Source organism: Lelliottia sp. (assembly GCF_045627565.1).
In the GTDB taxonomy this organism is placed as follows: Bacteria; Pseudomonadota; Gammaproteobacteria; order Enterobacterales; family Enterobacteriaceae; genus Enterobacter.
In genome coordinates this window covers 1-12600 of record NZ_JAZQNX010000014.1, presented here as the reverse complement: position 1 = coordinate 12600, position 12600 = coordinate 1, and the positions used below count along the sequence as shown (strand labels likewise).

The 12600-nt window shown below is 50.6% G+C and carries 14 protein-coding genes; 6 read left to right on the top strand and 8 right to left on the bottom strand.

All coding sequences use genetic code 11. The features are described from left to right. Nucleotides 1-45 precede the first annotated feature (45 nt). The 8 genes from ACKI5T_RS09305 to pspF form a co-directional block, all read right to left on the bottom strand. Nucleotides 46-303, bottom strand: a complete 258-nt coding sequence (locus ACKI5T_RS09305; RefSeq protein ID WP_407437138.1) for a hypothetical protein — start codon at nucleotides 301-303, stop codon at nucleotides 46-48. A 94-nt stretch (nucleotides 304-397) separates the two neighbouring features. Then, nucleotides 398-583: a helix-turn-helix domain-containing protein gene (locus ACKI5T_RS09300; protein ID WP_407437180.1), complete on the bottom strand. Its 186-nt coding sequence runs from the start codon at nucleotides 581-583 to the stop codon at nucleotides 398-400. 708 nt (nucleotides 584-1291) lie between these two features. Next, nucleotides 1292-2098: a putrescine export ABC transporter ATP-binding protein SapF gene (gene sapF / locus ACKI5T_RS09295; protein ID WP_012017565.1), complete on the bottom strand. Its 807-nt coding sequence runs from the start codon at nucleotides 2096-2098 to the stop codon at nucleotides 1292-1294. 1 nt (nucleotide 2099) lies between these two features. Next, on the bottom strand, nucleotides 2100-3092 hold the full coding sequence (gene sapD / locus ACKI5T_RS09290; protein ID WP_235133360.1) for a putrescine export ABC transporter ATP-binding protein SapD: 993 nt from the start codon (nucleotides 3090-3092) through the stop codon (nucleotides 2100-2102). Continuing rightward, nucleotides 3092-3982, bottom strand: coding sequence for a putrescine export ABC transporter permease SapC (gene sapC, locus ACKI5T_RS09285; RefSeq protein WP_407437137.1), 891 nt, complete (start codon nucleotides 3980-3982; stop codon nucleotides 3092-3094). Before sapC ends, sapD begins: the two co-directional genes overlap by 1 nt. Then, nucleotides 3969-4934: a putrescine export ABC transporter permease SapB gene (gene sapB / locus ACKI5T_RS09280; protein WP_012017562.1), complete on the bottom strand. Its 966-nt coding sequence runs from the start codon at nucleotides 4932-4934 to the stop codon at nucleotides 3969-3971. Before sapB ends, sapC begins: the two co-directional genes overlap by 14 nt. Next, entirely contained in the window at nucleotides 4931-6571 is a 1641-nt protein-coding gene (gene sapA / locus ACKI5T_RS09275; RefSeq protein WP_407437136.1) for an ABC transporter substrate-binding protein SapA, read from the bottom strand. Before sapA ends, sapB begins: the two co-directional genes overlap by 4 nt. An 88-nt stretch (nucleotides 6572-6659) precedes the next feature. Continuing rightward, entirely contained in the window at nucleotides 6660-7637 is a 978-nt protein-coding gene (gene pspF / locus ACKI5T_RS09270; RefSeq protein ID WP_407437135.1) for a phage shock protein operon transcriptional activator, read from the bottom strand. 174 nt (nucleotides 7638-7811) lie between these two features. On the opposite strand from pspF, the gene pspA reads away from it, so the two are divergent. The 6 genes from pspA to ACKI5T_RS09240 all read left to right on the top strand — a co-directional run bounded on the left by pspA (nucleotide 7812) and on the right by ACKI5T_RS09240 (nucleotide 12555). After that, nucleotides 7812-8480: a phage shock protein PspA gene (gene pspA, locus ACKI5T_RS09265; protein WP_407437134.1), complete on the top strand. Its 669-nt coding sequence runs from the start codon at nucleotides 7812-7814 to the stop codon at nucleotides 8478-8480. Between the two features lie 54 nt (nucleotides 8481-8534). Then, nucleotides 8535-8759: an envelope stress response membrane protein PspB gene (pspB, locus tag ACKI5T_RS09260; RefSeq protein ID WP_012017558.1), complete on the top strand. Its 225-nt coding sequence runs from the start codon at nucleotides 8535-8537 to the stop codon at nucleotides 8757-8759. Further along, complete coding sequence (gene pspC, locus ACKI5T_RS09255; RefSeq protein ID WP_012017557.1) at nucleotides 8759-9118, top strand: envelope stress response membrane protein PspC; 360 nt, start codon at nucleotides 8759-8761, stop codon at nucleotides 9116-9118. The genes pspB and pspC overlap by 1 nt, the downstream gene beginning before the upstream one ends. A 14-nt stretch (nucleotides 9119-9132) precedes the next feature. Next, nucleotides 9133-9354 (top strand): phage shock protein PspD, encoded by a 222-nt coding sequence (gene pspD, locus ACKI5T_RS09250; protein ID WP_407437133.1) that lies wholly within the window; start codon nucleotides 9133-9135, stop codon nucleotides 9352-9354. Nucleotides 9355-9549: 195 nt separating this feature from the next. Then, nucleotides 9550-11247, top strand: a complete 1698-nt coding sequence (locus ACKI5T_RS09245) for a sugar phosphorylase (protein ID WP_407437132.1) — start codon at nucleotides 9550-9552, stop codon at nucleotides 11245-11247. Nucleotides 11248-11262: 15 nt separating this feature from the next. Further along, a complete protein-coding gene (locus tag ACKI5T_RS09240; RefSeq protein ID WP_407437131.1) occupies nucleotides 11263-12555 on the top strand; it encodes an ABC transporter substrate-binding protein in 1293 nt (430 codons plus the stop codon). Nucleotides 12556-12600 lie beyond the last annotated feature (45 nt).

Sequence of the window (12600 nt, the reverse complement as noted above, 5' to 3'; positions counted from 1 at the left end):
GCAGTTCTTCGACTGTCAGCGTGGAGACTTTGCTCGTTTCAGCCGTCACAATAAACGCGTCATGAACGCCCAGGCCAAGAATTCCTGGGGCGGGAAAATCAGCAGGCCATATGAAGAACGATGAACTTCACTTGTGCCGGAATGAATAATACGGCACACATGAACACCGTTCTCAATGAGCCCCAACCGGATACCTTTACGATAAGAACGTATTGGCGCAAATGGCGTCAAAGATTCTACCAACTGTTTGGCCCATGGGAATGGTTGGTTTAATACAGGCGTATCCAAAGATTTTCCGTCCATAAATATTAAACCTAAAAAACATATAATGATAAGAGTAGGTAAATAGAGTGAAATTTACAATGTATGCAAAGCAGTATGAAAAGACTGACTTACATCATAATTTTCCCGGTAAATTATTGATTTTAATAAGCCTACCGTTCTCTAACTCAGTGTGTCCATGCGCACGAAGCGTTGCCAGAATGGACATAATCCCGCTTCGTGAGAGTAAGCATCTGTTTTGAATGTAATTATATGTTGATTCAGCTTGACGGATTTTCGGCGACTCATTTATCAGTTCAATTAGAATAGAAGCGAGCGAACCGTTTCATACATTCCTGATTGTGACAGCCGTGTACAGTGTATGAACAGGCATGCTGAGATGAAGATAAGCAGTTGGGTGAGTGGTTCCCACAGCGACTCTCGTTCGATAATTTGAATCGCATTTTCGAGTGACAGTCGACGAAGCACGGCGTCTGGTGAAGGCCGGATACACAGCCGTGGATGCAGATTGCTGTTTAATGTAAATCCAAAGACAAAAGGGGCTGATTCTGTGTTGAGCGTCATGCCATCATCTCTGCGATTGATGATCACATGACCTTCTTCCAGCAAATAACACAGTTTCGTATTTGTTCTGACAAAGTCGAGTGTCGGGAGTTTATCAGCGGGTACCAGCTGCGAATGGGGGGCAACGTCAAGATTAAACGTAAAATATGATCCTGAGGTTTTTCAATTGAAGATAAAAAGAGAACGGGGTTAAGTGGAGATGAATTCATTTTTATGTTCACAATTAATAAAGTTAGACAACTTATTAATTATCTCTAAAAATATTCATGTCACACCATCACAGTGAATCCGAAAAACCACTTTAAAACTATTGAATCATCGAATGGCCACGCGGAGTCAGAATGGATATAGCCTGATGCGACGTTTAAACAGCGAATATCTTTTTTGCTGCAGTCACTTTATCTGACGATTCAAAATAGTAAAGGCGGGAATATCCCGCCAATGTTTATTTATCTTTCCGCCATGCATCAGCCGTTAAGGCTTCACCAAAATGACCGGCAATCAGTCGTTTCGTCAGATCGTGAAGCGGGGAAGCCAACACATCGGCGGTACTTCCGCGTTCGACCACTTCACCGTGGTGCATCACCAGAACCTGGTCGCTGATATGTTTCATCATTCCCAGGTGCTGTGTCACATAGATATAAGAAATACCTTGTTTCTCCTGCAACTCCAGCATCAGGTTGATCAGTTGCGAACGCATCGACATATCCAGCGAGGCCAGCGCTTCGTCGGCGATAATCACCTTCGGGCGCAGGATAAGCGCACGTGCAAGCCCCAGACGCTGTTTCTGCCCAGGTGCCAGCATGTGCGGATAATAGCTGACGTGGTCGGGCAGCAAACCCACCATCCGCAGCGTTTCAATGATGCGCTTGCGCCGCGCCTCGGGTTCCAGATCGGTATTCAGCCGCAGGGGGAAATCGAGGATTTGCGAAATACGCTGTCGCGGATTCAGTGATGTTGACGGATCCTGGAAAATCATACGAATGCGCTGACTGCGAAACGAATAGTCACCAAACGACAAAAAGTGATCGTCGATCAGCACATCGCCTGCGCTCGGTTCAACCATGCCAGCGAGCATTTTCGCCAGCGTCGATTTACCGGAACCGTTCTCGCCGATAATGGCCAGCGTTTGCTTTTCGCGCAGGGTAAAGCTGAGCGGTTTTACCGCCTCGACCGTTTGTTTATGAAACAGGCCAGTGCGATAGCGAAAGGTCTTACTGAGATTGCGTACTTCAAGCAATGTTTCGACCATTTCACTCTCTCTCCATGTTCAGCGGGAAATGACAGGCAAAAAGATGCGTTTTAGCACCCGTTAATCGAGGCGTTTCAATGCATTTGCGCTGTGCGTAAGGGCAGCGGGGGCCCAGTCGACAGCCAATCGGCAGCGATTCCAGCAACGGAATCGCGCCCGGTAACGTATTCAGACGGCTTTTATGCGGCATCGCGCTGCCAAAATCAGGAATCGCGCGGATCAGCGCCTGGGTATACGGATGATGCGGGGCATACACCAGATCTTCACTGACGGCGGTTTCTACCGTCTGCCCGCAGTACATCACGTCAATTTTATCCGCCCATTTGCTCAGCATTTGCAGATCGTGGCTAATCAACAAAATGGTAGTGTTGTTGTTCTGATTAAGGCGCGTCAGCAGGCGGAAAATCTGCGCCTGGGTAGTTGGTTCCATGGCGTTTGTCGGTTCATCGGCAATCAGCATGCGTGGCTGATTGGCCAGCGCAATGGCGATCATCACCTTCTGGCACTCGCCGTCGGTCAATTCATACGGGAAACTGCGCATTGCGTCTTTGTGATCTTTAATCCCGACGCGGTGCAATAGCTCAATGGCGCGTCGTTTACGCCAGCCGACGCGCTGCCACCAGCGGCCTTTATAGGTCCATCCTGGAATATTCTGCATCAACTGTTTGCCGACACGTTCCGAAGGATCGAGACAGGATTGTGGCTCCTGGAAGATCATCGACACGTTGTGACCCACCAGCTTGCGGCGCTCGCGCGGTGATAATCGTAACAAATCGATATCGTCAAACCGCATGCGGTCTGCTGTCACGCGCCAGTTATCCTTTGCGACGCCACAAATGGCTTTGGCGATAAGACTTTTACCCGAGCCAGATTCACCCACCAGCCCGCGGATTTCACCTTCAGCCAGCGTAATGCTCACGCGGTCTACGGCTTTCACCCAGCCTTCGGAAGTTTTGAATTCGATAGTGAGATTGCGGATATCCAGTAACGGCATTATTGCACCCCCGCATTGATTGCGCGGCGAATACCATCGCCCAGCAGGTTAATCAGCAGCACGCTCACCATAATTGCAGCACCTGGCAGCATCACCGTCCACGGCGCAACATAAATTAATTCCAGCGCGTCGCCGAGCATCGCGCCCCATTCCGGGGAGGGGAGTTGCGCGCCAAGATCGAGAAAACCGAGCGCGGCGATATCCAGAATTGCCATCGAAAGCGCACGCGTAATTTCCGTTACCAGTCCAGAGGCAATGTTCGGCATCACTGCAAACCACAAAATGTTCATTGTCGTTGCGCCGTCGAGGCGAGCCGCGACCACATACTCTTTCTCCAGCTCGTCATGTACCAGGCTATAAACCGAGCGCACCATGCGCGGGAGTAGCGCCAGCCAGACGGCAAACATGGCATGAGTAAGATGTGGTCCGGCAAAGGCGACCACAATAATGGCCAGCAGCAGCGACGGGATCGACAGCAGCGTATCCAGAATATGATTCAGTACTGCCGAGCGCAGGCCGTGCGTCGCCCCGGCAAAAATCCCGAGTGCCAGACCAAATACGGTGGCGGCAAACGTCACAACAAACGCGCCGCCAACCGTCGGGGCTGCGCCGCTCAACAGGCGGCTTAACACATCGCGGCCTAAATCGTCGGTCCCGAGGAAGAAGGAAACTTCGCCATAACGCGACCATGAAGGGGGCAGCAGCTGATAACCAAGGAACTGCTGATCGAGCCCATAAGGGGCAAACCACGCGCCAAATATGCACAGCAACGCCAGACCACCGCAACCGTAAAGGCCGATCATCGCCGTGGTGTCGCCATAAAATTTGCGCCACACGGTGCGCACCACACCGGGAGCACGTTTTTCACTGTATACGCTATCGTAAGGCATACCATTCCTTATGTTTCAGCGGGTTAGCCATAGCGCCCAGAATATCGGAAATCACGTTGACGATGATCACCAGCGAACCTATCACCATCACCCCCGCAGAAATAGCCGCGTAGTCCTGCTGGCGGATCGCGTTTATCATCCAACGCCCAAGTCCCGGCCAGCTAAAGACCATTTCGGTAATCATCGCCAGCGTCAGCATGGTAGAAAATTGCAGCCCCAGTTTTGGAATGACCGGCGGGAGCGCGTTGTGTAAAACGTGACGACGCAAAATGGTGAGTCGTGATAAACCGCGCGTAGCGGCCGCTTTAACATAGTTCTGATCAAAGACCTCAATCGTGCTGGTACGCATCAGGCGGATGACTTCCGTCGTGGGCGCAACGGCCAGCGTCAACACCGGCAATACCATGTGTCGCAGCGTGCTAATGATCATTTCATGACGCCAGATGGAATCCGAAAGCCAGGCATCAATAATTGCGAAGCCCGTGACGGTTTTCACGTTATAAAGCAGATCAAAACGCCCCGACACCGGCAGCCAGCCGAGCGTGAGCGAGAAGAACAACGTGAGCAGTAGCGCCAGCCAAAATACGGGAATCGAAAAGCCGAGCAGGGCGATCGCGCTGATCAATTTGTCTTGCCATTTATTGCGCGTGATCCCCGCCAGCATGCCGACCGGGATCCCCACCATCAGAGCAAAACCAAACGCCAGAATGCACAGCTCCATCGTGGCCGGGAAAACTTCTTTGAGCTGTTGGGAAATCAACTGACCGTTAATGCTGGAAACGCCAAAGTCCCAGTGCAACACGCCGTTAAACCAGAACAGCCAGCCATCCCACAGCGACGAACCCTGCAGCGGCGCATGCGGCGTAAAATAGCTCAGGCTAAAGCCGACAAACGTCAGAAGGAACAACGTAATCGCCAGGAGCAATAAACGACGTAAGGTAAAAATAATCATGGTTTTTTCACCTCATCCTTTTTCTCACGCGATACGCCTGCAAACGAGGCGTTGCCGAAGGGGCTGAGCACCAGGCCTTTAATGTCGTAGCGATAGGCTTGCAGGCGCAGCGAAGAAGCTAACGGCAGCACCGGTAACTCTTTGGCCAGGATATTCTGCGCTTCATCGTAAGCTTCAATGCGCGATGCCAGTTGCTGAGAGGACAACGCTTTTTGCAGAACCGCGTCAAACTCCCGGTTACACCAGTGCGCAAAGTTAGTTTGTGAGCGAATGGCCGCGCAGCTTAAAAGTGGGCGGAAGAAACTGTCGGGATCGTTACTGTCCGTAGACCAGCCGGACAGCGTCAGATCATGATTCATGTCCATTAATCGCGCCTCCTGGAAACGTCCTTCGACGGGAACGATCACCACTTTAACGCCCACCTGTGCCATATCTGCCTGAATCAGCTCCGCAGTTTTTAAGGGACTCGGGTTCCACGCCTGTGAACTGGTCGGGACCCAAAGTTGCAGCGTGAGATTATCGGCACCCAGTGCTTTAAGCTGTTCGCGCGCTTTTGCAGGATCGTACTCAGTCACTTTTGCGTCGCTATCATAGGCCCAGGACGCGCGTGGCAAAATAGAGGCAGCGGTCTCGGCTGTGCCGTAATAGATCGACTGCATCAGACGTTGATTATTAATAGCAAGCGCCAGGGCGTGACGAACCGCGGGATTATTCATCGGCGGTTTATCGGTATTAAACGCCAGATAGGCAATGTTCATGCCTGGACGCAAGGTCAAACGCAGGCGCGGATCGTCGCGCAGGCTGGTCAACTGGCTGGCGGCCGGCCAGGCGAGCACATCGCACTCCCCGGTAAGCAGTTTAGACAATCGACCCGTACCACCAGACCCCAGATCCACCACCACTTGCGGCATTAACGGCGTACCGCGCCAGAAATGTTCATGGCGTTGCAGGCGAATGTATTGACCGGCACGATATTCTGCCAACTGGAAGGGACCTGTGCCGACCGGCTGGCGGTCGAGTAATTCCTGATGATCCTGCTTCGTCAATTGCGCAGCATATTCAGCCGACATCACAGACGCGTAGTGCGTCGCCAGATGCCACAAAAAAGAGGCGTCGGGGCGCGTGAGGTTAAATTCAACCGTGTGATTATCCAGTTTGCGCACGTTTTTGACCGTGTCAGCAAACTGCAGACTGTCAAAGTAGGGGAAGCTTCCGCCGTTAACGTTATGCCACGGATGATTGCGATTAAAAATGCGCTGGAAGGTAAACACCACATCATCGGCGTTCAATTTACGCGTGGGTTTAAACCAGGGCGTCGATTGAAATGCGACGTCATTGCGCAGATGGAAACGGTAAGTCGCGCCGTTATCCAGCACCTCCCAGCTGTCGGCCAGCTCTGAAACCAGACGATACGTATAGGGATCGACATCAAGCAGACGATCGTAAAGCTGAGCGGCCAGGGTGTCGACGATCAGGCCACTACCGGCCTTTTGCGGGTTGAACGTGTCGACTTGCCCGCTCACACAATAGACAAAACCACTGTCGCGAATATCAGGAGGCGTAGTCGGTTCAGGCGCAGCAAAGACCAGGCGGCTAAACAGACCGAGTGCAATCAGGGACGATGAAACCAGACGCATAATTTTTAAGGTTTTTAGATTCGATCTGCAAAGTGTATCGCACTTACCCCAGCTACGTAAAAATGTCTGCGGGTAAGTGCTGATAATGTCAGCGCATTTGATGCTTTTTGAGCAATGCCCTTAATTGATGGTAGGACAGACCCAGCAGTTCAGCTGCTTGTTTCTGGTTATATTTTGCTGTTTTAAGGCTGTGTTCCAGCAGTTGCTGTTCCTGAACATGCTGGAACTGTCGCAAGTCAAGCGGCAAAGCAGGCGCATCCGTATTAAGCGATGGTTTAGGTTTGGCGGGAACATTGCGGTGGAAGGGATCGATGATGATAGTGTCCAGCTCAGTTTCGCTGCTGGCATGGCGGTAAACAGAGCGCTCAACCACGTTCTTCAGTTCACGAATATTCCCGGGCCAGGCGTAACTGAGCAGCGTTTCGCGTGCATAGTCGCTAAATCCGGCGAAAAGCGGCAGACCTAATTCGCGACACATCTGAATCGCAAACTGCTCTGCCAGAAGCATGATATCGCCACTTCGCTCGCGCAGCGGTGGCAACTGGACAACATCAAAGGCCAGCCTGTCCAGCAGGTCAGCACGGAATTTTTCCTCCGCCACCATTTCCGGCAGATTGGCGTTTGTCGCACAAACCAGGCGGACATTCACCTGCAGTGGCTGGCTTCCGCCCACGCGCTCCAGTTCACCGTACTCAATCACTCGCAGTAGTTTTTCCTGAACCAGCATCGGTGCGGTGGCCAGCTCATCGAGGAACAGCGTCCCCCCATCCGCACGCTCGAAACGCCCAGGATGGCGCTTTTGCGCACCCGTAAACGCGCCCGCTTCATGGCCGAACAATTCAGAATCCAGCAAGTTCTCGTTGAGCGCTGCACAGTTGAGCGAAATAAACGGACCGTCCCAACGCCCAGACAGGAAGTGCAGGCGGTTGGCGATCAGCTCTTTACCTGTCCCACGTTCACCAATAATCAATACCGGCTTATTGAGCGGTGCGAGCCGCGACACCTGTTCCAGCATCTCCAGAAAACTGTTGGCCTCACCCAGCAAATTGTCTTTGTATTCAGTCATGATGAAATTAACCACTCGTTAGCGATATTCACCAGGTGAGAGTAGGTTCTCGTTGCGGTAAAATCAACCACAATCACACAAATCAATAAGATAGAAAGTTGGCACGGCATTTGTATTATCTGTTCAGCAGGGCATCGCCCGATAACAGACACATGAAATGTGAGGATTCGAATTATGGGTATTTTTTCTCGTTTTGCCGACATCGTGAACGCCAACATCAACTCGCTGCTTGAAAAAGCAGAAGACCCGCAAAAGCTGGTGCGTTTGATGATTCAGGAAATGGAAGACACGCTGGTTGAAGTGCGCTCTACCTCAGCCCGTGCGCTGGCCGAAAAGAAACAGCTGTCTCGCCGTATTGAGCAGGCCACCGCGCAGCAAAGCGAATGGCAAGAGAAGGCCGAGCTGGCGCTGCGTAAAGAGAAAGACGATCTGGCGCGGTCAGCCCTGATTGAAAAGCAAAAGCTCACCGATATCGTTGCTACGCTCGAGCAAGAAATCACGCTGGTGGATGAAACATTGACCCGCATGAAGAAAGAGATCGCGGAACTGGAAAATAAACTCAGCGAAACGCGCGCTCGCCAGCAGGCGCTCACGCTGCGTCATCAGGCGGCTAACTCGTCTCGTGATGTTCGTCGTCAGCTTGATAGCGGCAAAATTGATGAAGCGATGGCGCGTTTTGAATCTTTCGAACGCCGTATCGATCACATGGAAGCGGAAGCCGAAAGCCACAGCTTTGGCAAACAGAAAACGCTGGATCAGGAATTTGCTGAACTGAAAGCGGATGATGCGATCGGTGAGCAACTGGCCGCGCTCAAAGCAAAAATGAAGCAAGATAACCAATAATAATTGAAGCGGCACCCTGGCGTGCCGCAACGCATCGTAAGACAAGGAGTACATATGAGTGCGCTATTTCTGGCTATTCCCCTGACCATTTTCGTGCTTTTCGTCCTGCCGATCTGGTTATGGCTGCATTACAGCAACCGTTCAGCTCGGGGCGATCTGTCACAAAGTGAACAGCAACGCCTGATGCAGCTCACCGACGAGGCGAAAAAAATGCGCGAGCGTATCCAGACACTGGAAGACATTCTCGACGCAGAGCATCCGAACTGGAGGAATGGCTAATGGCCGGACTTAATCTGAACAAAAAATTATGGCGTATTCCCCAGCAGGGGATGGTTCGCGGCGTCTGCGCAGGTCTGGCTCATTATCTGGATGTTCCGGTAAAGCTGGTGCGCGTCGTAACGGTGCTGTCGATTTTCTTTGGGTTGGCCTTCTTTACTTTGGTGGCTTACATCATTTTATCCTTTGTTCTGGATCCTATCCCGGACGGGGCGCTTTATTCAGATGAAGCGCCTACGAGCAGCGATCTGCTGGACACCGTGGATGCTGAACTGGCCGCCGGGGAGAAACGTCTGCGCGAAATGGAACGTTATGTCACCTCGGACACCTTTACGCTCAGAAGTCGTTTTCGTCAGCTCTAACTGAGATAAATAACATGAAATCAAACTGGCAACAGGCCGGTCAGAAAATGAAACCCGGCCTGAAATTCGCAGGCAAATTCGTTTTACTGACAGCATTACGTTATGGCCCGGCAGGCGTAGCGGGCTGGGCGGTGAAAACGGTCGCCCGTAAACCGGTCAGAATGCTGTTGGCCGTTGCGCTGGAGCCATTGTTGAAGAAAGTGGCAAACCGTTTCTCACGCCGCTATTTATCCTGATCTCACATTTAATTGCTGCTTTCTTTTGCGAGAGAGCAGCAATTCCGTTATGTACGACACAACACGAGTTTCATCCTTTCTTTGCAACAGCTCACATTATTGACTGATGCTCTATTTTTCCTCTCTTTTAACCCCTCCGATTGCATTGACATAAAAATTCCATAAGCGTAAATTGCTTTTCGTGGGACCGCTACCATGGAAGATTCAATGGACGATAAAATAGAGCAACTTATTAGACTCATCTACGGAGAGTCATTTTCTTTAGGACACTGTGAAATCCTTTCTGAAAATATTCAGAACGCAAAGAACCTTATTGCTGGCACTCGTAAATCGAAGTGGGATGAGCAGGATGTGGTATTAATAACGTATGCCGATCAGTTTCAAAAAAATGACCAAAACGCATTGCCGATATTGACGCGATTCTATAATCGTTGGCTGTCACCTTACTTTTCGCATGTCCATCTATTACCGTTTTACCCATGGTCTTCTGACGATGGTTTTTCTGTTATGGATTATCACCGAGTTGCGGCGAAAACTGGTGAGTGGGGAGATGTAGCAGAACTAAAAAAATCAACCCATCTCATGTTTGATTTTGTCTGTAATCATATGTCGGCAAAAAGTCAGTGGTTTGAAAACTATTTGAATCAAAAGCCGGGATTTGAAGACTTTTTTATTGCTGTTGATCCCGATACTGATTTATCCGCCGTCACGCCCCCCAGAGCCTTGCCGCTTTTAACGCCGTTTACGCTAGCGGATGGTTCAATCCGCCATTTATGGACGACGTTCAGTGATGACCAGATTGATTTGAACTTTGACAGTCCACAGGTCCTCATCGCCATGGTTGATGTCCTGCTGCACTATCTCATTGAAGGGGCGGATTACATCCGGCTTGATGCGGTGGGCTTTATGTGGAAAGTGCCGGGCACAACCTGTCTGCATCTGGAAAATACACACCGGCTGATCCAGTTATTCCGCGCTATCACTGAAGCGGTCGCGCCGGGTACGGTGATCATCACGGAAACGAACGTCCCGCACAAAGACAACATTTCCTATTTTGGTGATGGGTCAAATGAAGCGCAAATGGTGTATCAGTTCTCATTGCCGCCACTCGTGCTCCACAGCATTCACAGTGAAAATGTGCAGGCGCTTTGCCAGTGGGCGCAAACGCTTGAGTTGCCTTCAACCGAGACGACCTGGTTTAACTTTCTCGCTTCCCACGACGGTATAGGGTTAAACCCATTACGCGGTATTCTACCGGAAGAAGACATTCTGACGCTGGTCGAAAAATTGCAAAATGAAGGTGCGAGAGTCAACTGGAAAAATAATCCTGATGGCACACGTAGCCCATATGAAATTAACGTCACGTATTTGGATGCGTTAACGCCTCAAAATCGTCACGATAATGAACGTATCGCCAGATTTGTGCTGGCCCATGCGCTGTTATTAAGTTTTCCCGGCGTACCGGCTATTTATATTCAAAGTATTTTGGGCTCGCGCAATGATTATCATGGCGTTGAACGGTTGGGCTACAACCGCGCGATAAATCGTCGTAAATTTCAGGCGGGGGAAATTGATGCAGAGTTGGAAGATGCGACTCAATTACGCACTAAGATTTATAATGCGTTAACCAGGATGATGGCTATTCGACGTCAACAGCGCGTCTTCCATCCAGACAGTAAAGCTAATTTCTCAATGCCAAATGAACACGTACTTAAAATGACGCGAATCTCTGCGGACGGTGAGGAATTAACAGCCTTTTTTAATTTTCAGAATAGAGTGCAAACTCTTTATGACGATATACCTTATGGAGTGGAACTCTTAACAGGTTCCAATATAACCAATAATCTACTGACACTCAATCCATGGCAGGTGATGTGGATTAAACATTGTTAAAGGAATAATAAAAACATGAAGATTCCCAATATTGTGCTGATGTCGGCGCTGGTTTCGTGCGGCCTGTTATCCGGCTGTCGGGATGACAATAACACCGTTGTGACCATCGAATTTATGCACTCTTCTGTAGAGCAGGAGAGACAAGCTGTTATTTCTCAATTAATAGAACGATTCGAGAAAGAGAACCCTTTAATCCGAATCAAACAGGTTCCTGTTGAAGAGGATGCGTATAACACCAAAGTCATTACGCTTGCTCGTACGGGCGCGCTACCCGAAGTGATTGAGGTGAGCCATGACTACGCCAAAGTCATGGATAAAGAGCAGCTTCTCGACCGCGATGCTATTGCTGAAACGGTGAAAACGGTCAACGAAAATACCTTCTACGACGGCATTCTACGAGTGGTTCGCACTGAGGATGGTAAAGCGTGGACGGGAGTACCCGTCAGCGCCTGGTTATCTGGCGTGTGGTACCACAAAGATGTGTTGGCAGCGGCGGGCATTCAGGAACCCCATACCTGGGCTGAGTTACTTAAGGCGAGCCAGACGCTGACTGACCCGACCAAAAAACATTACGGAATCGCGCTCCCGACGGCAGAAAGTGTGATGACCGAGCAGGCATTTTCTCAGTTCGCACTCTCGGGTGGAGCAAACGTCTTTGACGCCAACGGGGCAGTCGATCTTGACACACCAGAAATGGCAAAGGCGCTGAGGTTTTATCGTGCGCTGGCAGCCACAACTATGCCTGGTTCAAACGATGTCATGGAAATCAAAGACGCCTTTATGAATGGTTCTGCACCGATGGCGATCTACTCCACCTACATTCTTCCAGCGGTATACAAAGAGGGCACCCCCGCCAATCTGGGGTTTGTTGTGCCGACGGAGAAATCATCGGCTGTGTACGGCATGGTGACATCGCTCACCATCACCAATGGTCAAACTGAAGATGAAACCAAAGCGGCGGAGACTTTCATCGCCTGGATGGAACAAGCCCAAAACGCGGCAGATTGGGTCATGATGTCACCCGGCGCGGCCTTACCTGTGAATAAGCGCGTTGTGGATACTGCGACCTGGAAGAATAACGAGGTGATACAGGCCTTCGGTCAGTTGCCTTATGAACTGATCGCCCAGTTCCCGAATGTTCAGGTATTTGGCGCGGTAGGGGATAAAAACTTCACCCGCATGGGTGATGTCACGGGGTCAGGGATCATCAGTTCGATGGTGCATGACGTGACGGTCGGTAACAAAGATCTCACTTCAACATTGAGTGGCAGCCAGAAGCGTCTGGCCGATCTTATCTCGCAACGTTAAGGCACATCGCGAAGGGAATGATGAAAATGACGTTATCTGGCCGTT

What these genes read in the sequence shown, in the direction of transcription:
- ACKI5T_RS09305 (WP_407437138.1), bottom strand. Translation starts at nt 303, where the DNA reads ATGGACGGAAAATCTTTGGATACGCCTGTATTAAACCAACCATTCCCA.
- sapF (WP_012017565.1), bottom strand. Translation starts at nt 2,098, where the DNA reads ATGGTCGAAACATTGCTTGAAGTACGCAATCTCAGTAAGACCTTTCGC.
- sapD (WP_235133360.1), bottom strand. Translation starts at nt 3,092, where the DNA reads ATGCCGTTACTGGATATCCGCAATCTCACTATCGAATTCAAAACTTCC.
- sapC (WP_407437137.1), bottom strand. Translation starts at nt 3,982, where the DNA reads ATGCCTTACGATAGCGTATACAGTGAAAAACGTGCTCCCGGTGTGGTG.
- sapB (WP_012017562.1), bottom strand. Translation starts at nt 4,934, where the DNA reads ATGATTATTTTTACCTTACGTCGTTTATTGCTCCTGGCGATTACGTTG.
- sapA (WP_407437136.1), bottom strand. Translation starts at nt 6,571, where the DNA reads ATGCGTCTGGTTTCATCGTCCCTGATTGCACTCGGTCTGTTTAGCCGC.
- pspF (WP_407437135.1), bottom strand. Translation starts at nt 7,637, where the DNA reads ATGACTGAATACAAAGACAATTTGCTGGGTGAGGCCAACAGTTTTCTG.
- pspA (WP_407437134.1), top strand. Translation starts at nt 7,812, where the DNA reads ATGGGTATTTTTTCTCGTTTTGCCGACATCGTGAACGCCAACATCAAC.
- pspB (WP_012017558.1), top strand. Translation starts at nt 8,535, where the DNA reads ATGAGTGCGCTATTTCTGGCTATTCCCCTGACCATTTTCGTGCTTTTC.
- pspC (WP_012017557.1), top strand. Translation starts at nt 8,759, where the DNA reads ATGGCCGGACTTAATCTGAACAAAAAATTATGGCGTATTCCCCAGCAG.
- pspD (WP_407437133.1), top strand. Translation starts at nt 9,133, where the DNA reads ATGAAATCAAACTGGCAACAGGCCGGTCAGAAAATGAAACCCGGCCTG.
- ACKI5T_RS09245 (WP_407437132.1), top strand. Translation starts at nt 9,550, where the DNA reads ATGGAAGATTCAATGGACGATAAAATAGAGCAACTTATTAGACTCATC.
- ACKI5T_RS09240 (WP_407437131.1), top strand. Translation starts at nt 11,263, where the DNA reads ATGAAGATTCCCAATATTGTGCTGATGTCGGCGCTGGTTTCGTGCGGC.